Consider the following 26,999-nt stretch of genomic DNA (forward strand, 5'->3'; position numbering starts at 1 on the left):
TTAAATCCGGCCCTGCCCGCGGCAGGGCTAGATTATCTCAGGCAGGTTCTGCCTTATATAAGCTGCCCTCACAGCGTCCATCTCATCCTTATCCAGCGGCCGTTTGGACCACAGATTTAAGTTGGCCGGCTTAATTCCTATAATCAGGCTGTAAAGGGAGTATTCTTCCTTAAACTTTAACAGGCCGTCCTCTTCCCCTGCCATGAGCTGGGAAATGAATATCCTGGCATCCTTCTCCGATATCTTCCTGGCATACTTAAGAACGCCGTAGGACTTATAAGCCTCGTCCTCCCGCTCCAGACGCTGGGTATTAAGGGTCGCGCTCCTGACCCGCATTTCCTGGTTGTTGAGCTGGGCCGCTGCCTTTGTCACCAATTCCACGATTTCCTTCTCGGACTGTCCCAGGGTACGCTGGTTGGACACCTCGTAGAGGCTTCCGTAGTTGTCGCTTCCCTCTCCGTACAGGCCGCGGATTGCAGTGCCGAACCGGCTCATATCGGCCACAATGCTCTGGAACTTGCGCACCTGGGACAAGGTGGGCAGGTGAAGCACCGCGCAGGCCCGCAGGCCCGTTCCCACATTGGTGGGGAAGGAGGTCAGGTAACCGTACTTTTCGTCAAATGCATATGAAAACCTCTCATTGACATAATCATCCAGCACATCCGCCTTCTGCCACAGTTCATCCAGCTTAAGGCCGGGGGCCAGCATCTGCATACGGATGTGGTCATCCCCGCCCAGTACAACACTTCCCGACTCATCGGCCGACAGCAGCAGGCCCGACGGCTCCTTCCGGCTGACGCAGGCCATGTTGAGAATCCGGCGCTCCCTGAGGGCCATCTTCTCCAGCTCCTGCATCTGGTCCAGCTGGCTGTAGCTCAGCTCCCGGCCATCCGGGTCCTTAAGCTCCTTAAGTCCCTCCCTGAGACGTTCCACCATCTCGCCGCACTGGGCCGAGGTCATTCTGGATGGGAACACATATTCATCCCAGTTGCGCGCCAGGCGGATGCGGCTGTATATCACATTGGAATTCCTGCTGTCTATTTCCTCAAACCATTTACTCATGGATTCCAGCCTCCTTTTTCAGTTCCTTAATCTGGTCCCGGTAACTGGCCGCCAGTTCATATTCCTCCTGACGCACTGCTTCCTTTAACTTGGTATCCAGTTCCTTAATCTGTTTTCTCGCCACGGCGGTCTGTGAATCCTGGGAACCGTCTTCTTCCGGGCTGACTGCATTCTCCTCTGCGCCTGTTCCTGCTCCTGCGGCTGCCTCCGGATGTTCTTTTTCAAATGTGCTTCTGTACTTGGGATGCTTGCCCTTATGGCTTTCGCTTCCCTGAAGCTGCTTCATCTTATCATTGATAAACAAATCAAACACGCCGTAACAGTCAGCGCATCCAAACCGGCTGTTCTCCACAAAGTCGTCGAAGCTGGTGCCGCAGGTAGGGCAGACCACACTTCCCCTCACATCGGTTTCCTCCTCGTCGTCCTCCAGACCCAGAAGGCCGGAGAGAAGCTTTCCCAATGGGAACTCCCCATCCAGGAGAGCGGAGTACTGGCCGAAATCCATCTCCTTCGCACAGTGGGAGCAAAGGTTATGTTCCGTCTTCACGCCATTGATTATCTCAGTGTATTTTATCGTGGCTTCCCGGATTTTACATCTTTCACATAACATACGAATCCTCCATTATTATACAAAACCGCACCCGGACATTGCGGACAGCGGTTCTCTGTTTTCAGGCACTTCCTAACCTTCCCCAGTCTCCTGGCCGTCTTCCGTCCCCATACACCCGCGGGTGTATTTATCATAAATCTCATCCACCAGATGATGGATTTCGTCCCGGCTGATATCCTTGCAGATGCCCCAGGCCAACACCACATCCAGGTTCCCCCGCATATCGTCAATGGCCTGAATCTTATCCACATCCAGGCTGACCACAGCGCCCTTGCGCCGGTCCAGCTTCACAAAGCCTTCCTGGCGCAGCACAGAGTATGCCTTATTAACTGTATGCATGTTAATGCCGATATAATCAGCCATTTGACGGACAGAGGGCAATGTATCCCCCTCCCGTATCATATCCGTGGCAATCCCCATGATTATCTGGTTGCGCAGCTGTATATAGATTGCTTCATCACTGTTGAAATCAATCTTCAAGAACATAAAACCACCATCTTTCGTTTTGTGTAACAAGGAAAGTTATATTTGTTCTACAAGCAATATAACACTTGTTATTATTATCATAGCAAGGGAATAGGATTTCGTCAAGCGGAAATAACCGCCTAAAAGAGCGATACGGCTGACATCACCGTATCGCTCTTCTGGTTATCTTATGAATTGTCTCTTCTGCCTCAAAAAGGCCATCTTTGAAAAAGCACTGGAAAAATATCAGAAAAACTCCTGTCCTGAAACCGCTGAAGAAACCGCCTTCAGCGCCCTGTCAACATAATTCCTGCGCATCTTAAGCTGCTCTTCCATAGGCAGGTCAATGTCGCTGCACGGGTTGTTAATGGCTATTCCCGGAATGACCCTCGGGCTTCCTATGCTCTTTGCCACAGCCGTCATATTGGTGATAAGGGCAGTGGGGATACCGGCCTTCTCAATTTCATTTACCATGGTTGCACCGCAACGCGTACAGCTGCCTCATGTGGCCACCAGGATTGCGGCCTGGATGCCGTCCATCTTAAGCTGCTCCACGATTTCACGCCCCATCTTCCTGGCTTCCTTCAAAATCGTGAGGTTTCCGGTTGTCACATAGTAATAATCATCCAGTTTACCGATTTTCCCTTCCTTTTCCGCTGCCTTTAAGGCTGCAAGGGGAACCAGCACCTCCGGGTCTTCGTTTACATTATTTGTGCTGAATCCGCCGTGGACGCTGTAAAACTCATTTTTCTTAAACGCATCCAGCCCTGTTATATCATACCGTTTCCAGACAGATGCCGAACCGGAGGGAATCCTGTCAGGATTGCCTATAGGCACAAGGCTTCCCGTGGTAATAACTGCAATTTTTGCCTTCCCCGCGTCCACGGGAGCCGCCGGAACCACCGCATCCTCCTGCTCGATGGGAAACTCTGTCTTATAAGGCTGTCCCTTTAATTTGGACAGCATCATCCTTACCGCCCTGTCGGCAGGCGCCTCCTCACATTTGACGCTGACCCTTACGCCGCGGGGATAATAACCTTCGGCGTCAGCCCAGAGGATTTCTTCCCCGGCCAGGACCTTGGCCGCCAGGCCTGCCATGGCCGATGCATCCTGTCTCATTTTTACTGCGCTTTTGCTGCCGCGCATGATATAGACATCCGGCGTTTTTGCATAGGCGGCCACGCCCGGATTTTCCTCATTCATACTGGTAATTGCGGTCACATGGTACTTTTCCGTGACGTACCTGCAGATTTCGCCGCAGCTCATGCCATAGCGCCCTGACTGGAACGCCGGACCGGCCAGGAACAGGTCAAATTCAACTCCCTCCAGAAGCTTATCAATGATTCCGATTGCCTCATCCCTGCGGCTGGTCATGAAGTTATCGCCGCATATAATGGTATGGGTTATTTCTGCATCCTTTAAACCTGCCAGAATCACGCTGCCCGGTCCCACCGGTCCCTCCTGGATGGAGGGCGCATAGTCAGCCTTGTCTTCGCCTCCTATGCCGCCGAAAAACTGGTTTATATACATGACAATTCGTTTCACAGTCCATTCCTCCTATTAATATTCTTTTACGGCCCGCTTCAGCCACGCTGCCGGATTGCCGCCGCATGCCAGCGCATATGTATTGATGATGACGGAATGGTCCGGTCTCAGGCTGGGCCCCAGGGTGGTATGGGTAGACCAGGCGCCATAGTAATAATCCCTGACCAGGGATTCATCATCGCCTATGACCTTATCCATGGGCGGAAGCTCAATGATGGTAGAGGTTTCCCCCACAGACACGATTGCATCGGCTTTTGAATCCGTATATACCTTCCCGATATGCTCATCCATAATGCCCACTGTTTTAATTCCCTTGTCTTCCAGACGGCTTAACAGGTAAAAGGTGTCCACATCTACATTGCTTCCTCCTCCCCACTCATGCACAAAGGCGCCATCCAGTTTCAGAAGCTCTGCTATCTCAGCCGTACTGATGGAATTGCGGAGCTTCATGCTGTCCGACACATCGGCAGGGGACAGAATGACTCCCGCAAAATCAATGGTCTTTCCATGTTCCTGGTAGAGCCGTTTAATCATGGGCAGATTCTGGCAGTCATATGTGGTAAGCGCCTGCCCTGCCAGTCCCATGCCTCCCAGCAGGAATCCGTCCAGAATCTCCTGGGGATGGACCAGTAGGGGCATCATGTTATTGCAGTCCTGGCCAAGGAACAAATCATTGATTCCTTTTGCCAGCTGGCTGATTACGGTCATCACATACCCCACCCTGGGAAGCTGTCTTTCTCCGGCCTGCCGTTCTCCTTCCTCCCAGTCATAACACTCCCACTGTTCCGGCTCCCTGCCGGCCAGTGTCTTCCCCAGATATTCCGCCATATAATGGGCGGATATGCGGAATTCATCCTCCTCCCTCAGGGTATAATCCAGGTCCTTTTCATTGGTCCTTTCCGCACAAATCACAAGGTTGGTGGTGGTGGAATGATAGCTGTATTCCGCCCCTGGTCCGCTCATGTCCAGAATGCCGTCTCCCATGCTGCTGTAATGACCGCTGACCAGCACGGCGATTCCCTTCATGGCATAAAGCTGCCCTTCCCCACAGCGCGTGACAGGTCCTGTATACCCCGGAAACAGAGTCCTGCCATCCGGCCTGAACCTTGGCTCCACCGCTGCCTTGACCGGGCAGATTCTCACACTGTCTCCGGGATGGACGATATGCAGTTCAATGTTCTTAAGCTTTCCCTGGGGATTGATAACCTCCTTTGCCTCATCCCGGTTCACAGTCAGGACCCCGTCTTCAAAGGCTGTTTTACCGCCGAAGACAATATCCCTGATATGAAAATTTCCGATTTCCAGTTTTTTCACAATTTTACACCTCTCTTATCTCAGCTTCATTGATTATTTGTTGCCGGCGGCAATGGCCGCCTGTATTTTATCCTTACTGCACCCCGGTTCAAAGAACACGTCCAGATGTTCCTTCTCCATTTCCGGCGTACAAAAGGACACCATAACCATCAGCAGGAAGGATACTGCGGTGCCCGGAACAAAGGAATGCACCACACTGGTAAGACCTGCAAAATACCAGATGATGGAGATGGCTGACCCCCCGATAATACCTGCCATGCATCCCTGCCTTGTGGCCCTCTTCCAGTAAAGCCCCAGGACCAGCGGAGCTGTAAAGGCCGCTCCCATGACGCCTGCTGACATGGTTGACAATGACCAGATAAAATCCGGCGGATAAATGGCTCCGATTACCACCACCACAAGAATAATGCCTGTGGCAGCCCTGGATATCCTGACCGATTTCCCGGAATCCTGTTTTGCATGGCTCCTGATGCAGTAGTAATCTTCGTATATGTCCTTTGTCACTGCGCCGGAGGATGTCAGTACCAGGGCAACCGTGGTGGAAAGTCCGGCTGCCAGTATCCCGCAGAGGAATATTCCGGATACAACCGCATTGGTATGCTCCGCCACCAGGGTGGGTACAATGGCGTCCACATTGTCAAAGGGCACTGCCCCAAAAAGCTTGAACGCCGCTGCGCCAATCATGGCAATGGAAACCATGAACACGATTTCCCATATAACTGCAACCCTCATTACAGTTCCAACGGTTCTGGAATCCTTAAGTCCCATGAACTTTGTCACAAGCTGGGGCTGTCCAAAGGCAATCAGCGCCCATACCCCTGCCCAGCTGAACAGCTGTGCAAATGTCAGGCCGGAAGACGGGCGGATGTGGGAGGGCGACACGGAACCCATGTATGTGACTGCCTCCGTCACCCCGCCGCTTTTTGTGATAACAATGACTGCAACCAGCAGACAGGATACTGCAATCGTGATTCCCTGGATGATATCCGTGGTGGAAACACCCCAGTAACCGGCAGTTACCAGGTAGCAGAATGACACCAGGGCGATAACCACCACGCCCATGACGTACGGAATCCCTACAATGGCATGCATGGCATCGGCAATGCCTTTCATGGCCGAGATTGCATAGGGAACCATCATGACCGATACAAGGGTTCCGCACAACAGCCTGAAACCATTGGACTTGTACCGGATAGCCAGAAAACCGGAGAGCGATACAACATTCAACCGTTCTGAAAGCGCCCGCATCTTTGGGGCAAATACAATGAAAATAAGAATGCAGCAGAAAAAAACGCTGACCATAATTTCAAATGCTGCATATCCAAGTCCGTAATTGTAATACATGGGCGGGTCCCCGATGATGGCAACCGTACTGACATAGGCCGCCCCATAGGAAAGCGCGGTTGCCACAGGCCCCACCTGTCTTCCCCCAATCCAGAAATCATCTGATGATTTTACTTTCCGGCTCATATAAAGACCAACGCAAATCAATATCCCCATATACACGACGGCCATAATAATCTGAACCCAACCTATTTGCATGAAATCCTCCTCTCAACCAAAACAATATCCTGTGCCTTTTTCTGTCATTCCTCCTCGTCATCTGTCTGATTAAATGACCAGTAGTAATCCGACTTCTTCTTCCACCATTTAGAGTGGAGAATCAATTCCGTTATGAGCGGGCATCCGATTACAGCTGATGCAAACATCAGAAATGTCCCCCAAGGCAGTCCCAACGGTCCCATAGTCTTCCTCCTTTCCATGTAAATAAAAAATATCTATAGACAAATTGTGTTATCGAATTTATCTATAGATATTTTACAATGATTATTATTTTATATATATGGAAAAAAACACATTAAAACAGCGCCAAAAAAGGCTTTTTTACATTCGCTTTCACATCCACTTCAGGAAGTCATTTGAATTATATATGGGCATCTGTTCTAGGATAACCAACGACACGTATAGCTTGACATAGGCATACAAATCATTGACGTCCACATGGAAAAATTCCTTTAATTTTTCAATCTTCTGGTAGACCGTATTCTTATGCATGTAAAGCGCCTCTGCTGTTCTCTTCACACTTCCGCCGGAATAGATATAAATACGCAGAAAATTCATGTAATCGCTTCCATACTTCTTATCATACTCAAAAATCTTATAAACGCTGGGATGGCACAGGCTTTCCATGGTAAATTCCCCGCAGTTCACGCTGGTGTTCACAAGATAAGTCACAATACTGTCTGCAAATGCATAATAGTGTATTCCGTTCAGGGTGTTGAGCAATACCTTGACTGCCTCCGCCGCCTGCTTATATCCAATGGAAAGATTCACGATATTAAAAAAGCCGTAACTCAGCCCCGCATAAAAATTGCGTTCTGCCAGAAACTCCTCGATTCCCAGATGGGTCCTGGAATCATACTCCTCTGCGCAGGTTCCTGTCAAAAGGCATACATAATAATTATCATGGCTGAACACCCTGGCATTTAGCTTCTGGGACAATTCCTCTGCATCATCGGCCTTCGTCTTTCCCAGGCTCACATCAATCAGCAGCACATAATATTTTTCTTTCTCCACCCATCCCGCCTTTAGCAGCTCATTCTGCATCAGTTCCGGCTGGGAGGGAATCTCATGGACCATACTCTCCAACAGCTCGTCCAGCCGTGAAATTGGCTGTACAATGCCGTTGTTGGTAAATGTATAGCACTGGAGGATATTGCAGATTTTCTTCAGAAAAACCGGGTCCGCCACACGGTCGAACCTGGTATCCCTCCCCGCCAGCACGCAATACCGCTTTTTCCCTCTTGGATTGGTATATTGTACAATCATCAGCGGATAAGGAATTTCTTCGGTAATCTCCTGATAACATATATTCAGGTTCTGCCCTTTTTTAGCCACGGTCTTAAAGTCAATCCTGGAAACCCACCAAAACTCCTCTTCCCTCTCAAATCCATTCCAGACAAGGGGCTTATAATCCTCCCGCAGCAGGATGCACGGATTATCCATGACTCCTGAAATCATATCTGTTTCCGATGAGCGGAATGCATTTAACTTATCCTGCATCCTGATGAGCAGGGACTCCTTGCGGTTATAATCCAGCAGTATCTTCTGCAAAGTCTCATACAGCTCATTTCCCCCTGCAATGACGCACATATTATTAGGCGGGTGAGGATGTGTCAGGGACGGCTGGACATACAGCATCCCCTCCATATATGGATAGGAACCATTCTGAACCTGTACCCCGTATACCTGCCCCTCTGCCGGTCCGGCATATTTGTACTGATTTTTGCCGGCATCCAGCACTTCCAATAGAATTCTGATATCCATTAGCACCTCTCCTGTCCGTGACCCGCGTGTTCTTTTATAGTAATGTTATACAATATGGAACGCCGTGTCAAGCCAGGGGCCGTGAATCCGGAGGCCGTACCCAGCGGATATAAAACCATAAAATCATTGGCAGAAACCAATATCCAGCACATCGTCAAAACTGATTTTGGTATTTACCACCTGGAGGACCCGGCTGCTGATATTGAACCGGGCAACCATCCCGGTAACCTTCAGGTATTCATCCTTGTGAAAATACACCACACTGATTATCATTCCGGGCTTAATCTGCTGCATCTTCCGGTTCAGCTCTTCAGCCATATCCTCTGTCAGTATGATTTTCGGCACCACTACCCGCTCTTTTACCGCCAGGGCCTCCGGCAGCCCCTTCAGGGCTGCAAATGGAAGGAATTGCTTTGCCCGGTCCTGGGCGGACATCTTTGCCCTTGGCTTACCTGCCATCTCTGTTTCCTCCGGTTCTGTTTTCTCTGCCTTTATACTCCCTGCCCCCGCCGTTCTTGTCTCCGCTGTTCTTGTCTTCGCTGCTCCTGTCTCCGCCGTTCTTGTCTCCGCTGTTCTTGTCTCCGCCGTTTTTGTCCCTGCCGCTATTGTAAATACCGCTTTTATGCCCGCCAATCTGCTGGTTCCGTTCCTGCATGGTGGAGGCGTCCTGCAGGTTCATCCCTTTAAGGATAGCATTTTTCCCAAACTTTTTCTTTATATCCAGCATAGCTGACTGCAGTTTACGGTTTCGTTCCAGTTCCCAGGCATCGGTAAACATGCTGTACTGCCTGTACTCCTCCTCAATCACGTGGTTTACTGAAATGTTAATGCGGTGTATGGGCAGGCCGGGATTGGCAATGTGTTCAAACAGGGCAGACACTGCCGGAACCAGGATGATATCCGCATTTGTCTCTGCATCCAGAGAAGCTGTCCCTCTGGACGGCTCGGCTGCCGTTTTCCCGGAATACCCCACCTGTAAGGTCACGGAATTGGAGACAAGGTTCTTTTCCACCATCTCCAGACACAGTAAATCCATCATTTCCTTCACAATCAGCTTCGCATCCTCAAAGCTGTAATCGCATCCCAGCACCTGCCCGCTGGTAAGGCAATTTGTTTTGGCCTTATATGACTTAATGGCAGCAATGGTGGCAGTCTCCCTTCCCCATGCATGGTCAATCAGAAGTTCTGCATCTACCCCAAACAGCTTGTACAAAAAGTCTTCATCCATTTCTGCAATGTCTCCCATGGTGTGAATCCCATACTTCTCCAGTCTGGCCGCAGTTCCTTTCCCAATACGCCAGAAATCCGTCAGCGGCTTATGGTTCCAGAGTGTCCTCCGGAAGGTTTCCTCGTCCAGCTCCCCGATAAAGTCCGGCGAATGCTTTGCCGTGATGTCCAGGGCAATTTTGGCCAGATAGAGATTGGTGCCAATACCGCAGGTAGCCCGGATTCCATATTCCCGCAGAATATCAGCCATCATAATCTGGCCCAGTTCCCTGGCCGTCTTATGGTAAAGGGGCAGATAATTGGTCACATCCATGAAACACTCGTCAATGGAATAGACATGGATATCTTCCTTGGAAATATATTTCAGATAAATACCGTAAATCCCAGCCGCATAATCAATATACAGCTGCATGCGGGGCGGGGCCATGATGTAATCCACACTCTTCGGAATCTCAAAGACACGGCAGCGGTTGCGGATTCCCAGCTCCTTCATGGCCGGGGAGATGGACAGGCAGATGGTCTTCTCCGTCCGTTCCGGGTCCGCCACCACCAGCCTGGCTGTCATGGAATCCAGCCCCCGTTTTGCACACTCCACAGATGCATAAAAGGATTTTAAATCTATCACAATGTAGGTCCGCTGCTCCACTGTCATGCCTCCCTTCCTGCCGGATAACCCTGCTTGCCTTTCTTCTCCACTTTCTTATTAGTATCTGTCATTGTATGCTATTCCCATTTATGAATCTATTATACTGCAGCTGTTTACAAACCGCAATATGCAAACCGAACATTTGTTCTGATTTCCGCCGGTTATATCCTGCTCACCAGCAGCAGCGTTTTTTGGCCGGTCCCATAATAATTAAGTAAAATTAAAAACAGGCTTCCGCTCTCTATGGCAGAAGCCCTGAAACATTGGAAAAAATATGGATTATCTGGTATATGCCCATGTTAAAAAACCTTTCATGGTATCTGCTGAGAGGTGATAGCACTCCCGGGTAATCCTCGTATGGTTATCATTATCCCATACATAGGGGTCGGTCCATATAACTGCCACTTCATCCTCCATAAAACAGGATACATACAAATCACTGAGGTCCTGGGCCGGAATGCCAAACACAAAATCCGCATCTCCTGCAGGCGGTTCCCGGTCGGGAAGATACAGCCAGTTGTCACCGCTTAAATCCGTAAATAATCCGGCTGCCACCACATCCGAAGTAAGGAAAGAGCGTTCGTTTCCCTTTATATCAGCCCAGGTTTCAAGACAGCTGTTCCCCCGCTCCTTCAGCCTGCTTATGCCCTCGGTGTTCATCCAGTTTTTCCGGACCACAAGCTTCATGCAATCCAGGGAATTCATATTCCCCGCCACATTCCATTCATCTGTCCAGAAACTGTCATCATGAAAGATAGTAATCGGGTTCTCCGGAGTGCTGTAGGACAAATTACCATTGTCTGTACTCACCAAAAGAAGGGCGCCTTCTATATAGTGCTGTACCTGCTCCAAAAATGAGACAAATGCCCCTGCATCCCCGTAAAAGCCCGTATAAAAGCCATCCTCCCGGTTCTCATGTAAGGCAAAGCCAGCCTCATATTCATGGAGATACAGAGGATTGCCGTCACTGTCCAAGGAAAACAGATGTAAAAAGTAGGAGGCGTACCCCTGGTACATCCCCGGATAATATTCCATCAGATAATCTTGTCCCGCCTCCCTGTAAAGGTACAGCATGGTCTGTCCCGCGTGAGGCGCAGCATATTCCCTTTCCCAAATGACAGGCGAATCTGCTCCATTATCCAGCCGAACCTTCAGAACGCTTCCTGCACCTCCCCGGTCTTTATATTCGTTCATGTTAAGTTCAATGCGCTCACCTTCACCGTCATGGTCCACATCTGCGAAAAAGATTATATCCCCTTTTTCATCGTATTCCATAGGGAAGTCAGCGGTTGAGGGAAACATAAGTTCCGGCAGGGCGGTGATTTCCGGCAGGGCGGTGATTTCCGGTGGAGCAGTGATTTCAGGCGGAACAGCAGATACACCCGTACCCTGGCTTTCCGTTTCCTGCACTGCTGGCTGCGGGACTTCTCCTGATGATGCATTACACCCGGTTACAGTCAGGGCAGCTGTAACAGCAGATACCATAAGGGAAGTTAAAATTGCTTTTTTTGCTCTTCTATTCATACTTTTCCCATCCCCTTTACCTTTTGCATACCAGATAAACACATCCTATCTGCTTTTTAAATATTTGATGCAGCATGCTATAATAAGTATCAGGGCAATAAACCTTAAAATCTGAAATGTGCTGGCAAAAAAAGTGATTAAATACATTTTATACATATATCCTCCTGACTGATTGCTATGGTGCTGCCGCCTTTCTTTACATTATAGCATGCTAAATCCCAATTGTAATAAAAAGGTTAAAAAAGCTTTTTTATCCCTGTCCCGGATATCTTCATATGGTAAAAACTCTGGGAAACCCACTGAATTGTCTTGAGAGGACCAGGCTGATATGATACTATAAATAAAAATGCTGCGCGTCTGCATATATTTGGATTCATTCACAAAAGGAGGCTGTCATGATTCATTATATCAACGATGATAAAAACCTGCAGCCAGACATATTTATTGGGATGGCAAGTCAGGTCTGGCCCGGTTCCTATGATACGGAATTGATGCGAAAGGCCATAAGTAAAACAATCAACATCACTGCCTGGGATAATGATAAATTGGTTGGCTGTATCCGCATCTTAAGCGACGGCTATCTGTTTGGCACCATATCAGAAATACTTGTGCTGAAGGAATACCAAAAACAGGGTATCGGCAGGGAGCTGATGAGGCGGGCCATTGATATTTCCCCCACCTCCCTGTTTTTTGGAGCCCAGCCTGAGGCAGAGGGTTTTTATGAAAAACTGAACATAGAGAAATCACTGCAGTCATTTTATATCAGTAAGACAAGGCAGGATAACGGTCCGCTGTAAGGGAGAAAAAATGACATATTTCGGCCAGGGGCAAAAAGGATGTGGCGGGTATTCTGCTTATAGCTCCTGCCCTCCGTCTCCCCGGCTGTACCTGTCCATGTACTCAATCACGATTTCCAGGATAAGGTCCTTCCGGCCGGCTGTGAGCACGGGACATTTTATATTCCGCCGGTTGTCTCCGGCACAGCTGTTTTCCCGGCTCCAGCCCTCCTCCCCGCTCCATACATAGGCCAGCACTGTCTCCGGCCTGCACACCGGAATCTCAGAAATTTCCTTTCTCAGCACCTCCAGTTTGGGATAGTCCGAATATTTCTGCCCTTCCAGGAAAATGATGTCCGCCTCCGGAAAAAAACAAAAAAAATCCTCTGCTTTCATGAAGGGCTGCTCCTTAATCACGGAAAATTTGGAGCCGGAGTACACTACGGTGCCGTATGCCCCTGCATCCTTGATTCTGCGGCTGTCGGTTCCCGGCACATCGGCCTCAAACTCATGGCCGTCGTGCTTGATGACCGCAGACCGGATTCCGGACCGGGCCAGCTCCCGGACCAGCATTTCCAGAAGGGCTGTCTTGCCTGTGTCCTTTCTGCCGCTTACGGCCAGGACAGGCGTCCGCAGCTTGTACAGACTCCTGTAAGCGGACAGTGAATTCACATTGGCAAACCAGATATCCGGTATATGGGCCTCAGCGGTGTCCACCACAACACAGCGGATAGCGTCCAGGAACTTCATCAGACGGTAATTCCCCCGGCGGATTGTATCCTCCAGCGCCTCCAGGCAGGTATCTGCATAAAAGCCGCACATGGGCTGTATCCGGCCGTTCCTGGTCCTCCACAGCACCGCATCCGTGCCCGGTTCCCAGCGCTCCATGAGAATCCGCGCCATCTCTGTTCTGAATAACGGCATATCGCAGGATATAAAGAACAGCCCCTCATGGCCTGTTCTCTGAAAGCAGGACCAGATGCCTCCCATAGGGCCAATCCACTCACCCTCAGCCCCCTTTACCGTGTCTTCAATGACCTCCAGTCCGTCCTCCCTGTCCCCGTTCCCCCCATAGCAGGCCCGGGACAGATAGCATGGGATATCCAGGGCCTGCAGCTGTCTCTGTATATGCCCCCGGAAGGATTCCCCCTTATAGTCCAGCCCTCCCTTGTCAATGCCGCCCATGCGGCGTCCCTGTCCTCCTGACAGAATCACGCTTCCCCATCCATGCCTCATGTCCTTCCTCCTGCCGTCATGATATTGTCCTGTCCTGTTTTCCTTCTTCTGCCGCTCCGCTCTTCTTCTGGTTCCTGGACTGCTCCTTGGCCTGATACATGGCCCCGTCCGCGGCCTTAAACAGCGTCCCGTAGTCTGTTCCGTCCTCCGGGCACAGGGCAGTGCCGATGCTGGCCCTGATTCCCCTGATTCCCCAGGTGGATATACGGACTGCCAGAAGGCTTTCCTGTATCTCCCCTGCCTTGCGTTCTCCTGTCTGCCGGTTAAATGCCCCCGGAAGGAACATGACAAATTCATCCCCGCCAATGCGGGCCACGATATCATTCTCCCTGCATGTCCTTTTCAGGACCTTTCCCACCTCGGTGAGTATGGCGTCCCCTGCCGCATGGCCCATGGTATCGTTGATGTTCTTAAAATGATTTAAATCCAGCATCAGGAACAGGCCCTGGCCCTTTTCCTTCAGCATCCTGTCTATCAGTCTTTCACCGGCCTTGTTGTAGATTCCCGTGAGCACGTCCCGCATGGCCTGCTCCCGGAGTGCCTGCTCCCGGCTTCTCTGCCGTGAAATATCCGCCAGCTTTCCCACCACCTTTACCACTGCACCTGTGTCCGATGGTATAGCCTTATAATGGCAGCCAAACCAGTGATATTCACCGGAGATGCTCTTAAGACGCAGTTCTGTATACTGGACCCTGTCTTCCCCTCTGCCGGGCCTGCCTCTCAGCATATCCTCCATCACCTTCCTGTCCTCCTGAAGAAACAGGTCGGTCCGGACCTTCTTTCCCGTGACATGGCTGATTACCAGCTCCTCCAGCTTCAGGATGCGTCTGGCATTGTTGGTAAATTCCAGGGTATCCTTTCTCCTGTCATATTCAAACAGGGCTGTGTCGGAAAACTCCGCCAGCAGTCCGTACTTCTTAACCTCCAAATCCATACTGCTCCTGTAACGCAGGAACAGTACAACGATCGCACCGCCCAGCACAGCCGTAAGGCCAATCAGGAGCAGACTGGCATAGATAAGCTCTTTCAGAATATTGTCGTAATGAATGGCCACATCCGGAGAGCGTACAAAGTTCACAATGTACCACTCATTGTACCCCAGGGAATCCCAGGAAAAATAGTAGGAATCCCCCTTCCCCTCAAACATGAAGCTGTCGGACCCATCCCTGTAAAAACGTTCTTCCATCTGTCCCGCTACCTTATCCGTAATACCGGCTGCCCTTACAGAGGTAAACAGGTTCCCTGTGGATATATCGCCCCGGTTATGGTTCTCACTGGCAAGGATGGTCCCGTCCCTTCTCACAATAAGGGTGCTGCTGCGCTTAAATGCGCTGGCCTCCGGCACCTGTTCCGTGATGGCCAGGGGCTCCAGCCTGGTCTGCAGCACCCCACCCACGCGCCCCCTTATCCGGACCGGCTCCGCAACCGTGAAAACAGACCGGCTTCCCTCCTTCTGCCAGTCCCAAATATCGGATACAACGCCCTTCCCCTGTTCAATCTCATGGAACAGATTCCAGTCACGCTCCGATACCTGCTGGTCCCTCAGCCTTTTCTCCAGCTCTTCCAGGGACAGGTATTCTATCATGTAATCCCTGTTCTGCAGATTAAGCTGTTCCAGATACCCGTTCAGGGTATCCTCCGTAGACTCCGGGACAATCTGTTCAGCCAGTCCTGATATCCCTTTCAGGGTATTCCAGGCATCTGTAATGGAACTGTTCAGGTAACGTTTCTGGGCCTGGGTATAAGAGGTCAGGTTAGCTGCCACCATATCCCCGAATTCTCCGGCCAGTTTCCCGCGCTGGTTATAAAAAACGCCGCCGGCCGTCAGTGCAAACACAAAGCAGACCGCTAAAAAAACAGCGACATGCCATTTTCCGATAAACCTATGCTTCATAGCTTCCTCTTGTCATAACTAAATGCCTTTGTATCTTTTATAAAGACACTTTCACATGATATCAATTTATATGATATCATTTATGACAGTCCTTGTAAACACAAGGCAGGCCGCCAATTAGGCCCACCCCCCTGCCATCTGTTTCCAGTCCTTACCATCCTTAAAAAGGCTCCGCAGCAGCGGAGCCTTCCATCCTTATAGTATGGTTACTGTTTCTAGGTTATGGATGCATCGTAAATCTCCTGAATGGACTGGGCCAGCATCCGGTCAAACTCACCCTGGGTCTGTTTAGCATTCAGGCCTTCTGACAATGCCCTGGAAAAGCTGGCAATCAGTCCCGGGCTGCGGCTCAAGCGCTCATTGGCCTCCTGGCGGGAATAGCCGCCGGACAAAGCCACCACGCGCACCACATGGGAATCCTCCATAAGGTCGCTGTAAAATCCATGCTTATCCGGAATGGACAATTTAAACATCAGCTTTGTATCCCCTGGAAGCTCCGCCAGGTGCTTCTTGATTTCATCCTTCATAATCTGCTCGGACTCAGCCTTATCCGGGCTGTAAATATCAATCTCAGGCTCCAGAATAGGAACCAGTCCTGCGGCTGCAATGCGAAGCCCGATTTCAAACTGCTGGTCCACTATCTGCTTGATTCCCGCTGGATTTGCCTGCTTAATCACGGAACGCATCTTGGTGCCGAAAATATGGCGCTCCACTGCGCGGGCAAGGAGCTCATCCAGTCCCGGTATGGGCTTCATCAGCCTGACTCCGTCCGCTTCCTCTGCCAGACCCTTATCCACCTTCAGAATGGGGATGATACCCTTCTCCTCCCACAGATAATCCGCAGTCAGCTTATCCCCTATCTTCCGCTCCATCGTATTCTCAAAGAGAATGGCTGCCAGGATATGGTCTGAGGTAAAGGAGGGACTGGTTATGATTCTGGTACGCATCTCATGGACCAGCTGAAACATCTCCTCGTCATTGCTGTACTGGTCCTCCTCAATTCCGTAATTCTTCAACGCCTTCGGTGTACTGCCGCCGCTCTGGTCTAACGCTGCAATAAACCCTTTTTTCCCGCTCATGATTCTTAGCTGTTCCTGGTTCATAAAACTACCTCTCTTTCTTGATGGAATATATGGTAAAGACCGGAAGCACCCCAGGGAAAGGGGATACCTCCATACTATAAGTTCTGCTGAAACTGGACGCGGGGACAGAAATCAAAGACTTGAAACATGTTATTAAACTTACTTCTATTATAGTAAAATCAGTTCCCCATTGTCAATAGAGGGTTCTCCGGATTTACAAATTGTGGGACCGTCACCGGAACAGGGGGTCGGAATCCTGCATGAAAACAGGCTTCCGGCCCCCTGAATATGTCTTAAATCTTAAGCAGGCTGCATGCCAGCTGAAAATAAATTATCAGACTCACAGCGTCCACAATGGTAGTGATTAGGGGCGCAGCCATAATGGCAGGGTCCAGATGAAGGACCTGTGCCACGATAGGCAGGACACAGCCAATGGTCTTGGCCAGCATAACCGTGGCCAAAAGGCTCAGTACGACTGTAAGGCAGAGCATTTCCTGGCCCGGAAAGCGGATTAACAGCTGTATATAGTTCACCAGTCCCAGCAGTACGCCCACAATCACTCCAACCCGGAGTTCCTTCCAGATAACCCTCAGTATATCCCCTGCTTCAATCTCTCCCACCGCCATGCCGCGGATAATCATGGTGCTGCTCTGGCTGCCTGCGTTTCCGCCGGTATCCGTCAGCATGGGAATGAAGGTCACCAGCAGCGGTATAACCGCAAAGGCCGCCTCGTACTTTGCCAGAATGCTTCCGGTAATCATGCTGCTGACCATGAGAATCAGAAGCCAGGCCAAACGGTTCTTGGCCAGGGCAAAGACCCCTGTCTTAAGATAGGGCTTCTCGCTGGGAAGCATGGCTGCCATCTTCTCAAAATCCTCGGTGGCCTCCTGTTCCATCACATCCACCACGTCGTCCACGGTGACTATGCCCACCAGACGGTTTTCATGGTCCACCACAGGAAGACTCAGAAGGTCGTACTTGCGGAAGCTCTCAGCCACCTCCTCCTGGTCGTCTGTGGTCACGGCCTTGATTACATGGGTATCCATGATATTGCCGATGACTTCCTCATAGGGATGCATCAGCAGGTCCTTGACCGTCACCACACCCTCCAGGGCCCTCTTGGCATCCATGACGTAACAGGTGTAAATGGTTTCCTTGTCCACGCCGTGCCTGCGGATATAGGCAAATGCCTCCTCCACGGTCATGCGTTTCTTAAGTCCCACATACTCGGCGGTCATAATGCTTCCTGCGCTGCCCTCCGGGTACTTTAAAAACTGGTTAATCAGCTTCCTGGTGTCTGGCGTGGAGTTTTTCAGCACGCGCTTGACCACATTGGCCGGCAGTTCTTCCAGCATATCCACGGCGTCGTCCACGAACAAATCATTTACAATGGTGCTGAGCTCGTAATCCGTAATGCTGTTAATGATGTGCTCCTGCTTCTCCACCGGCAGGCAGGCAAACACATCGCTGGCCAGCTCCTTTGGGAGCATACGGTAGACCACCACGGTCTTTTCCGAATCCAGCTCCTCGATGAACGCGGCAATATCCACCTCATTCATCTCAATCAGCTTTTCCTTCAATAATCTGAGCTGCATGGTGTCCAGCAGCTCCAACAGCTCTTTTAAATCAAAATTCTCCTGCATCTTATTCCTTCCATGAATGGTGACATCATGAAAGCAGCGCGCAAAATGCCGCAGCCCTGCCGCGAACAGCCGGACTGCAACTACAAAATAGCCATAATTACAGACTCCTCCTGTAATCCATGGCTATCATCATAAACGTATCTGTATCCTATCATCAACGGCAGTGAAAGCAAAGCGGAATCAAAGCCCCTGGCCCAGCTCCCACTACCACACGCTTATGATAATTGTCTGCTTCCAACGTATGACTTCGACCTTCCACTCCGGTTCACTTCCTTTCATTTTTAAATTTAAGTCCTTATCTAGCATACCAGCACCCGGCTATAAAATCAACCCCCAATTTCCTGCTTTCCTTTTCACGGCAGAGAGCATTTCCCCATATCATAGATTATATTCCATAAATACAGGAGTGACTTATCATGATAGAATCCGCAGTAGTGCTGACTCCGCTCCACTACGCTTATCTCATAGGCGTTATCGTTATCCTGGCAGTGATGGTCCTCAAGAAGGATACCCCTGCTGTCTGCATTGCCTTCCTGTTCATCCTGGGCCTCATCGGCCTTAAATCCCTTACAGGAGGCATTATCACCGTATTCTCCGCCGTCCTCTACGCGGGCAGGGAATTCATGGAAGTGCTGGCCACCATTGCCCTGGTCACCTCCCTGTCCAAATGCCTGAAGGACCTGGGAAGCGACTATCTGATGATGGTTCCCATGGCCCGAATCATGAAGACCCCGTCCCTGACCTGGTGGATTCTTGGACTCACCATGTTCCTGTTTTCCCTGTTCCTGTGGCCCAGTCCCTCAGTGGCACTGGTGGGTGCCATCATGCTTCCCTTTGCAGTGAAGGCAGGCCTGAATCCCCTGGCCGCGGCCATGGCCATGAACCTGTTCGGACATGGCTTTGCGCTGAGCTACGATGTGGTGATTCAGGGAGCCCCTGCCATCTCAGCAGGCGCGGCAGGCCTTGACACCCCGGACATTCTCCGGCAGGCATGGCCTTTATTCTGGATGATGGGCATTGTCACTGTCCTCAGCGCATATGTGTTAAACAGGAGCCGGCTGGATGCCAGAGGCCCCAGGCTCTCCATCCAGGCAGAACCCTCCAGGCCCCAGGGACACAGGAAGGCAGCCCTGTTCCTGGCGGTATTTACACCTCTGGCCTTTGCAGGGGATGTTGTGCTCATGCTGCTGTGCGGCCTTAAAGGAGGGGATGCCACCAGCATGGTTTCCGGCACCGCCCTCCTTCTCACCTGCCTGGGCGCCCTGGCGGGATTTGGAAAACAGTCCCTGGAAAAGGTCACCGGCTATGTCACCGAAGGGTTTCTCTTTGCCATCCGCATCTTTGCTCCGGTTATTATAATCGGCGCCTTTTTCTTTTTGGGCGGGGACGGAATCACCTCCATCATGGGAGAACGTTTCACCCACGGCATCATGAACGACTGGGCCCTGTGGCTGGCGCAGAATGCCCCTCTGAACAAATATATGGCTGCCTTCATCCAAATGGTGGTGGGCGGGCTGACCGGGCTGGACGGTTCCGGTTTTTCGGGCCTTCCCCTTACCGGAGCTCTGGCCAGGACCTTCGCAACTGCCACCGGTTCCTCTGTTCCGGTTATGGCTGCCCTGGGCCAGATTACAGCAATCTTCGTGGGCGGCGGCACCATCGTGCCATGGGGACTTATCCCCGTTGCTGCCATCTGCAATGTAAGCCCGCTGGAGCTGGCCAGGAAGAACCTGATACCGGTTTGTCTTGGCTTTGCCTGCACCTTTGCCCTGGCATGCTTCATGCTTTAATACCAATCACCTTTCCACATCATGACAGGAGGAATGAATTATGTGCGGAATTGCCGGTTTTTATAACCCTCATGACCATTACCTGAAAGAAAAAGAACACTATGAATCGGTGCTGGAAGCCATGGCAGAGCAGCTGCGGCACCGGGGGCCTGACGACGCCGGAACATGGCTGTGGGAACACGGCGGACTGTCCCATGCCCGCCTGTCCATCATCGACCTGTCCGGAGGCCACCAGCCCATGGTAAAATCCGGCTCCGGACAGACCTTTGCCATTGTCTACAACGGAGAACTGTACAACACCGATGAACTGCGCCAGGAGCTTATGGCCGCCGGCTGCACCTTCCAGACCTCCAGCGACACGGAGGTCATACTGGCAGGCTACATGGAATACGGCCCTGACTTTGTAAAGCGCCTGAACGGCATTTTTGCCTTTGCCATCATGGACACAGCCCATAACAGGCTGTGTCTGTTCCGGGACCGGGCCGGTGTAAAACCGCTGTTCTATACCATCAGGGACGAAGAACTAATTTTCTCCTCTGAGCTCAAAGGAATCCTGGCCTGCCCTGGCGTCAAGGCCCGGCTGGACCGGAAGGGGCTCAATGAGGTGTTCTCCATCGGGCCTGCCAGGACCTGTGGCTGCGGCGTCCTCAAGGACATGGAAGAGCTGCTTCCGGGGCATTACCTCATATGCAGCCCCGGGGGCATCCGCCAGCAAAGCTATTGGAAGCTGGTCAGCCGTCCCCATGAGGACAGCTATGAAAGAACCATTGAGAAAACGTCCTTTCTGGTGGAGGACTCCATACGCCGGCAGATGGTGTCCGATGTGCCTATCTGCACCTTTCTCTCCGGCGGCGTGGATTCCAGCCTTGTATCCGCTGTCTGCGCAAAGGAGCTGAAAAAACAAGGAAAGCGGCTCACCACCTTCTCCTTTGACTTTGTGGACAACGATAAATTCTTCCGGGCCAACTCCTTCCAGCCCTCCCAGGACCGCCCCTATGTGGACCAGATGGTAAAATTCCTGGATTCCGACCACCACTACCTGGAATGCAGCAACCTGACCCAGGCCGACCGCCTGCTGGATTCCGTCCTGGCCCATGACCTGCCTGCCATGGGAGATATTGATTCCTCCATGCTCCAGTTCTGTTCTATGGTCAAGGAGCACAATAAGGTGGCCCTGACCGGCGAATGCGCCGACGAGATATTCGGCGGTTATCCCTGGTTCCATAAAAAGGAGTGCTTCGAAGCCCGCACCTTCCCATGGACCATGGACCTGGCTCCCAGAAAGGTTCTGCTGGACGACAGCTTCTTAGAATATCTGGACATGGACCAATACGTACAGGACACCTATGAGCGCTCCGTGGCGGAGACACCTGCACTGGCTGAGGATTCCCCGGAGGAAGCCAGACGCCGTGAAATTGCCTGGCTGAACCTGCGCTGGTTCATGCAGACCCTTCTCAACCGTATGGACCGCACTAGCATGTACTCAGGTCTGGAGGCAAGGGTACCCTTTGCCGACCATCGGATTATAGAATATGTCTGGAACGTGCCCTGGGATATAAAGACCCGGGACGGACTGGTAAAGAACCTGCTCCGCCAGTCAGGAAAGGGACTTCTTCCGGATGAAATACTGTTCCGCAGAAAGTCCCCTTATCCTAAAACCTATGACACTGCCTATGAAAAGCTGCTTGTGGGCCGTGTAAAAAAAATGATGGACGACAGCCACTCCCCGGTCATGGATTTCCTGGACCGTAAAAAGCTGGAACGTTTCCTCACCAGCCCCTCTGATTATGGAAAGCCCTGGTACGGACAGCTCATGGCCGGCCCCCAGATGCTGGCCTACATCCTGCAGGTCAACTTCTGGCTGAAAACCTATCACATTGAGGTGGTGGATTAGAACCCATTTACCCTTATCAGGGCGCGGAATGGGGTTTCATCCCGGGCTGGTAAAATGCAAACTGGTTCTTGCCCCGGCGCTTGGCCTCATAGACAGCCATATCCGCTTTCATGAGAAGTGAATCGTAATCCCTTCCGTCCCTTGGACACACGGCCCCTCCAATGCTGCAGGACAGCCCGCGGTCTTTCAGTTTCAAACCCGGTATACGGCTTACGGCCTGGCACAGGCGTCCTGCGCACTCGCCAGCCTCCTCTTCGGAAGCCACACCCGGAAGGAAGGCCACAAACTCATCCCCTCCCACCCTTCCTATTATATCGGAGGTGCGGAGGACCTGGCGGAAGCAGTCCGCCACGGAGCACAGCACCTTGTCCCCGTACCGGTGACCAAGGGTATCATTTACTGTCTTAAAATTATCCAAGTCAATAAAGAGCAGGACCGAAGCAGGCATCACAGCCCAATCCCCCAGGATTCCATTGATTTTGGCGTTCACGGCCTGGCGGTTGTAAAGCCCTGTAAGCGAATCAATCCTTGCATGAAGAAGCGCATCGTTTAGGCGCTTCTTCTGCCTGCTCTGCTCCAGGTACTCCGCCGTGATATCCTGGCGCATAAGGAGGACCTTGCGTTCCTGCCTGTCAAAATATACATAGCGCAGCAATTTGCGGACATACTGACCGTCCTGACCCGTTTCCCCGTAGGATACCATCAGCTCGCCTTCCCGTTCCAGGACATCCAGCACATTGCCCATGGATGCTTTCTCCAGAAGCATGTCCCGGTCCTCCGGCGCCACGTACTTCCTGATACAGGCTTCCAGCTCCTGTTTATAATTTCCGGAAGAAGGCATCTGTCCCTGAATCCGGCTGTCATTCTTCTTAAGAATTTCATAGTAGCCCGTGTCTCCGTCCAGGCACAGGAAGAAATCACATTTCCTGTACACGTACCGGTCAATAATCTGTTCCTGCATGTACCGTTCCTGCTCCTCCTTTCCAAGGTCACGGACATAGCACAAAATGGTATTACTCCCGCTGCCGGCCGGTATGGCCACTGCCTGCACCCACACATACCCTCCCTCTGCAGTCCTTTGCCTGAATACAAGCTTATCAGGGGTTTTGCTTCCGGACAGTTCTCCCATGTGGGCGGAGCTGAAAAACGCCCGGAACTGCCTGCACTCCCGGGGATGTACATGGTTCCAGGCAAATGCCTGCAATTCCTGCGCTGTCCGGTTTTCCCGCAGCCGTTCCCTGCCCTCTGTGTAAAATATCGTGCGGATGTTCCCTGATGCCAGGTCCCAGGCCACCAGTTCGTCAAATAATGTCAGAAGCGGCTGTGCATATTCCTGTTCATGCACCGGTTCCAGCACCACACGTTTCATGCACGCCTGCATTCTGTCTTCTGTCCGTTCACCCATGCAAAAATCCTTTCCCCCTCCCGGCAATCCATCCAGGAGTTTGGTGTATTTCAATTCATTGTTTATATGTATTGCATAGTAATTCATAATATAAGAAGTGTAGTGTACACTAGTATTGAGGTGAATCGCAATGCATGATTACGTTAAAACTTTAGGTACGGTCATCCGAAAAGCCCGCGAAGAACAGGGGTTGTCCCAGGCTTCCCTGGCGGAGAAGCTGGGCATAGATGTCCGTACCATTATCAATATAGAAAATTTCCGTGGGAACCCCAAATTTGAGGTGCTCTATCCCTTGGTGACCACTTTGAGAATCCCCGCCGACCGTATTTTTTACCCAGGAACCGAATCCATGGAGGACGGCAAACAGCAGCTGTTCTGGGAACTACACAGCCTCAGCGAGAAGGAAGCCCTGGAGCTGCTTCCCGTCATACGCTGCCTGGCTGAAATGGTCCGGAAACATGGGTCTGAGTCCCCATAATCAGATATTATTTTACTACAGGGATTCTAAAAATACAATATAATATTCATTGCATTACAGAAATTTTACGTATTGCAGTACATGTTTCAGACAAAAACACAGAGCTGTCTGCCAGGAACCGGATTCCAACAACCCTTCCAAAGCAGGCAGCCCTGTCCCATGTCCGGAACAAACACGCCTCTACTGATGCCGCCTACGCCGGTACATTGATGATAAGGGCAATTATTTCCATGGTTTCATCCCCGTAACAGGCAATGCCGTGGCTGTCCCCGTCCTTGCACATGTGGTAGTCTCCCGGATTCAGCACGGATTCCACGCCGTTATCCGTAACCAGGGCCCGGCCCTTCAGCACATAATATCCTTCAAACTCTCCATGATGCTCATGTATCCCAATGGATGTACCCGGTTCAAACACAACCCTGGCAAAGGTCCTTCCTGAGCCGTAAGCCTCCTCCTTTGTCATAAAGGTATGGAAGGTCACATCCCCCATCCCCTTCTGCACCTCATGCTTGACCGAGGCTTCCATTTCGTCTTTTCTTCTAATCATGATTCCTGTCCTCCTGTGATTCCATATGGCTATTCATCATTGTACCATCCTGCTCAGGGTCCGTCAACGTCCGGAGGCTGCATTTGAGGATGGCATTACGGGTAATGGCCTTTAAGGATGGCCCATGCGGAAGAATTTTGCACATACCTTCATGAATAATACAGCTCCCGCTTCCTGCCAATAACCGGGCTGGTGCAGTCCGGGGCCAGGGAGACGCTTAACATCTCCTGGTCCAGCTCCACATGGGGCTTCACGCTGCCCTTGGCCTTTAGGAGCTGGCACAGGCTCTTGGCCCGCTTCATGCTGTCGGTTGCCTCCAACATCAGATGTTCCAGCTCCTGCTCCACATAGCAGTCCTTTGCATATTCCCTGCAGATAATATCGTAATTGCGACGGCAGCCCGTGTCCCTCCTGCATATGTCCTCCAGAAAGCTTCCTGCCACCTCTCCGGACGGAAACTGTTCGCTTAAATGGAGCATCATGAGACGGGCGTATGCCTCCAGAAACGGTCCCTCTCCTGCCCTTGCCTGCCGCCTGTCCATACGGCAGAACTGGCTCATGTCAAATACCAGGGCCGGAACGCGCAGGCTGCTGCCGGCCCCTGTCATATAGCATACATACGCCTGCTCCCGTATCTCTCCTTCGTCAAATTCCTCCCGCCCATACGTTGCCGCGCCTTCCTGTATTCTGTATATCAGATTGTGAGCAATATACCGGTTCACCCGCAGGTTCACTTCCTGTTCCAGGGCAGCCATATCGTAGGAATGTTCAGCGGACATGGGAAATAATGTCTCCAGCAGCCCCCCGGTAAAATCCAGAAACCGGTTGGTCCTGCTGTCGAAAAATAAAAAGGGGCCATTATCCGGCCCGGTTCGGTCAGGAACTGCCTCCGGCCTGCGTCTGACGCGGATTCCCCAAAAACCGTCCGGACAGGCAGGACTGTATTTCCCGGCAGCAAATAAATATTCATGCCTGCCGGAAAACACGCTGACTGTCTTCTGCGCCCTTATCCCCTCAATCAGTCTCATAATTCCCATGTTATCATATCCTCTCACATCATTTGTATTTTCCTCCGCCTCCCAATTTTCAGCACCTGAAATATGGGAACGCATTTTCTATACTACTAAATTTCACAAAATAATGCAACATTTCCGACCAAAAATACACAAAAAGTACAAAAAACGCAATAAAATACCGGACAACTCCCAACAAGCTGTCCGGCAAATCATGATTAAATACGGTTGTACCTGATTCAGTACCGCTGTTACATTGAGTCCACAATGGCATCCGCCATGGCGTCCAGTTCTTCCATCTGTGATTCCTTCAGGGATGATTTTACAGTCACCATCTGTTCCAGAATAGTCATATTCTTCATGGAGCCAATGATTTCCTTCATCTGCTTGCCTGACAGCACACCCCAGGAACCATTTTCCATCAGGGCCACAGTCCTGTTCTGCAGGTTATGGGCCTTCAGGTCCATAAGCACATGCTCCATGCTGCTGAAAATGCCTCCGTTATAGGTGGCTGACGCAAATACCAGATGGCTGCAGCGGAATGCCTCCGAGATAATGGTGGACGGATGGGTGGAGGAGGCATCGTACATGGCGATGTTCCTGAGCCCTCTCTCCGCCAGCTTGCAGGCCAGGATATTGGCTGCGTTCTCCGTGTTGCCATAGATGGAACCATAGGCAATCATCACAGCCTTTTCCTCCGGCTCATAGCTGCTCCAGGTCAGATACTTGTCCACATACCAGCTTATATCCCTGCGCCATACCGGTCCGTGAAGAGGACACAGGGTACGGATGTCCAGGCCCGACGCCTTCTTTAACAGGGTCTGGACGGAAGGACCGTACTTGCCCACAATATTGGTATAATAGCGTCTGGCATCATCCAGCCAGTCTCTCTCAAAGTTGACCTCATCTGCAAACAAATTGCCGTTCATGGCCCCGAAGGTGCCGAAGGCATCTGCGGAGAAAAGGGTCTTGTCTGTTGTATCGTAGGTCACCATGACCTCAGGCCAGTGCACCATGGGCGCCATGAGGAAGGTAAATGTATGACGTCCCGTGCAGAAGGTGTCATTTTCCTTGACCACAATGGCCCTGGAGTCAATGTCAAAATTATAGAACTGTTTGATGATTGGAATGGTCTTGGGATTGCACACCACCTGTACCCCCGGATAGCGCAGCACTATCTCTCCAAGGGTGGCGCAGTGGTCCGGCTCCATGTGGTTCACCACCACATAATCTAAGGCGCGTCCCTTTAACAGTGCGTCTATATTTTCAAAAAACTGCTCCGTGATTGCCCTGTCCACCGTGTCAAACAGAACCGTCTTCTCATCCAGCATCAGATATGCATTATAGGATACGCCACGCGGAATAGGATACGCGTTCTCAAATAAGGCCAGCCTCCGGTCTGTACCGCCAACCCAGAACAAATCATCATTGATGCGCTTTACACAGTACATATTCATTCTTCCTTTCGTCCATAATATGTTAAATATCCGTCAATTTATTTCGCTTAGAAGTATACTACAT

General features: G+C 51.2%; 23 protein-coding genes. 4 read left to right on the forward strand and 19 right to left on the reverse strand.

Going from position 1 to position 26,999, the window contains the following annotated elements; all coding sequences use genetic code 11:
- Positions 1-27: 27 nt before the first annotated feature.
- From FGS84_RS12195 to FGS84_RS12240, 11 genes are all read right to left on the reverse strand, one after another.
- Entirely contained in the window at positions 28-1,062 is a 1,035-nt protein-coding gene (locus tag FGS84_RS12195) for an ATP--guanido phosphotransferase (RefSeq protein ID WP_138308600.1), read from the reverse strand.
- Positions 1,055-1,672: a UvrB/UvrC motif-containing protein gene (locus FGS84_RS12200; RefSeq protein ID WP_138308602.1), complete on the reverse strand. Its 618-nt coding sequence runs from the start codon at positions 1,670-1,672 to the stop codon at positions 1,055-1,057. The genes FGS84_RS12195 and FGS84_RS12200 overlap by 8 nt, the downstream gene beginning before the upstream one ends.
- A gap of 72 nt (positions 1,673-1,744) precedes the next feature.
- Positions 1,745-2,158, reverse strand: a complete 414-nt coding sequence (locus FGS84_RS12205; RefSeq protein ID WP_138308605.1) for a GntR family transcriptional regulator — start codon at positions 2,156-2,158, stop codon at positions 1,745-1,747.
- Positions 2,159-2,383: 225 nt separating this feature from the next.
- On the reverse strand, positions 2,384-3,667 hold the full coding sequence (locus FGS84_RS12210; protein WP_207739909.1) for a glycine/betaine/sarcosine/D-proline family reductase selenoprotein B: 1,284 nt from the start codon (positions 3,665-3,667) through the stop codon (positions 2,384-2,386).
- A gap of 30 nt (positions 3,668-3,697) precedes the next feature.
- A complete protein-coding gene (locus tag FGS84_RS12215; RefSeq protein ID WP_138308608.1) occupies positions 3,698-4,996 on the reverse strand; it encodes a glycine/sarcosine/betaine reductase component B subunit in 1,299 nt (432 codons plus the stop codon).
- Positions 4,997-5,029: 33 nt separating this feature from the next.
- Positions 5,030-6,466, reverse strand: a complete 1,437-nt coding sequence (locus FGS84_RS12220; RefSeq protein ID WP_240305432.1) for a sodium/proline symporter — start codon at positions 6,464-6,466, stop codon at positions 5,030-5,032.
- Positions 6,467-6,582: 116 nt separating this feature from the next.
- Entirely contained in the window at positions 6,583-6,741 is a 159-nt protein-coding gene (locus tag FGS84_RS30870; protein ID WP_171042617.1) for a hypothetical protein, read from the reverse strand.
- Positions 6,742-6,892: 151 nt separating this feature from the next.
- Positions 6,893-8,323 (reverse strand): PucR family transcriptional regulator, encoded by a 1,431-nt coding sequence (locus FGS84_RS12225; protein ID WP_138308613.1) that lies wholly within the window; start codon positions 8,321-8,323, stop codon positions 6,893-6,895.
- A 123-nt stretch (positions 8,324-8,446) separates the two neighbouring features.
- A complete protein-coding gene (locus FGS84_RS12230) occupies positions 8,447-8,782 on the reverse strand; it encodes a YolD-like family protein (RefSeq protein ID WP_138308615.1) in 336 nt (111 codons plus the stop codon).
- Positions 8,772-10,202, reverse strand: a complete 1,431-nt coding sequence (locus tag FGS84_RS12235) for a DNA repair protein (RefSeq protein ID WP_138308617.1) — start codon at positions 10,200-10,202, stop codon at positions 8,772-8,774. Before FGS84_RS12235 ends, FGS84_RS12230 begins: the two co-directional genes overlap by 11 nt.
- A gap of 273 nt (positions 10,203-10,475) precedes the next feature.
- The gene (locus FGS84_RS12240) at positions 10,476-11,720 is read right to left on the reverse strand and encodes a hypothetical protein (protein ID WP_138308619.1); all 1,245 of its coding nucleotides are present in this window, start codon (positions 11,718-11,720) and stop codon (positions 10,476-10,478) included.
- A 395-nt stretch (positions 11,721-12,115) separates the two neighbouring features.
- Here FGS84_RS12240 and FGS84_RS12245 point away from each other — a divergent pair, with 395 nt between their 5' ends.
- Positions 12,116-12,517: a GNAT family N-acetyltransferase gene (locus FGS84_RS12245; RefSeq protein ID WP_171042618.1), complete on the forward strand. Its 402-nt coding sequence runs from the start codon at positions 12,116-12,118 to the stop codon at positions 12,515-12,517.
- 57 nt (positions 12,518-12,574) lie between these two features.
- Here FGS84_RS12245 and mobB read toward each other — a convergent pair whose 3' ends face one another.
- From mobB to mgtE, 4 genes are all read right to left on the reverse strand, one after another.
- Positions 12,575-13,732, reverse strand: coding sequence for a molybdopterin-guanine dinucleotide biosynthesis protein B (gene mobB / locus FGS84_RS12250; RefSeq protein WP_138308621.1), 1,158 nt, complete (start codon positions 13,730-13,732; stop codon positions 12,575-12,577).
- Positions 13,733-13,748: 16 nt separating this feature from the next.
- Positions 13,749-15,626, reverse strand: coding sequence for a sensor domain-containing diguanylate cyclase (locus tag FGS84_RS12255; RefSeq protein WP_138308623.1), 1,878 nt, complete (start codon positions 15,624-15,626; stop codon positions 13,749-13,751).
- 215 nt (positions 15,627-15,841) lie between these two features.
- Positions 15,842-16,729 (reverse strand): fructose bisphosphate aldolase, encoded by an 888-nt coding sequence (locus FGS84_RS12260; RefSeq protein WP_138308625.1) that lies wholly within the window; start codon positions 16,727-16,729, stop codon positions 15,842-15,844.
- Positions 16,730-17,001: 272 nt separating this feature from the next.
- Entirely contained in the window at positions 17,002-18,351 is a 1,350-nt protein-coding gene (gene mgtE, locus FGS84_RS12265; RefSeq protein WP_138308627.1) for a magnesium transporter, read from the reverse strand.
- Positions 18,352-18,767: 416 nt separating this feature from the next.
- Between mgtE and FGS84_RS12270 the strand changes: the two genes are divergently transcribed.
- The gene (locus FGS84_RS12270) at positions 18,768-20,141 is read left to right on the forward strand and encodes a citrate transporter (protein WP_138308629.1); all 1,374 of its coding nucleotides are present in this window, start codon (positions 18,768-18,770) and stop codon (positions 20,139-20,141) included.
- Positions 20,142-20,181: 40 nt separating this feature from the next.
- Entirely contained in the window at positions 20,182-22,035 is a 1,854-nt protein-coding gene (gene asnB, locus FGS84_RS12275) for an asparagine synthase (glutamine-hydrolyzing) (protein WP_138308631.1), read from the forward strand.
- 16 nt (positions 22,036-22,051) lie between these two features.
- Here asnB and FGS84_RS12280 read toward each other — a convergent pair whose 3' ends face one another.
- Entirely contained in the window at positions 22,052-23,440 is a 1,389-nt protein-coding gene (locus tag FGS84_RS12280; protein WP_138308633.1) for a sensor domain-containing diguanylate cyclase, read from the reverse strand.
- Between the two features lie 130 nt (positions 23,441-23,570).
- Here FGS84_RS12280 and FGS84_RS12285 point away from each other — a divergent pair, with 130 nt between their 5' ends.
- Complete coding sequence (locus FGS84_RS12285) at positions 23,571-23,918, forward strand: helix-turn-helix transcriptional regulator (protein WP_138308636.1); 348 nt, start codon at positions 23,571-23,573, stop codon at positions 23,916-23,918.
- A gap of 193 nt (positions 23,919-24,111) precedes the next feature.
- Here the strand turns inward: FGS84_RS12285 and FGS84_RS12290 are convergent, their stop codons facing one another.
- The 3 genes from FGS84_RS12290 to FGS84_RS12300 form a co-directional block, all read right to left on the reverse strand.
- The gene (locus tag FGS84_RS12290) at positions 24,112-24,465 is read right to left on the reverse strand and encodes a cupin domain-containing protein (RefSeq protein WP_138308638.1); all 354 of its coding nucleotides are present in this window, start codon (positions 24,463-24,465) and stop codon (positions 24,112-24,114) included.
- A 149-nt stretch (positions 24,466-24,614) separates the two neighbouring features.
- Positions 24,615-25,502: a hypothetical protein gene (locus tag FGS84_RS12295; protein ID WP_138308640.1), complete on the reverse strand. Its 888-nt coding sequence runs from the start codon at positions 25,500-25,502 to the stop codon at positions 24,615-24,617.
- A gap of 227 nt (positions 25,503-25,729) precedes the next feature.
- Complete coding sequence (locus FGS84_RS12300; RefSeq protein WP_138308643.1) at positions 25,730-26,929, reverse strand: FprA family A-type flavoprotein; 1,200 nt, start codon at positions 26,927-26,929, stop codon at positions 25,730-25,732.
- Between the last annotated feature and the right edge of the window lie 70 nt (positions 26,930-26,999).

The sequence above is a fragment of the Clostridium sp. 1001271st1 H5 genome, assembly GCF_005845215.1.
Lineage (GTDB): Bacteria > Bacillota > Clostridia > Lachnospirales > Lachnospiraceae > Enterocloster.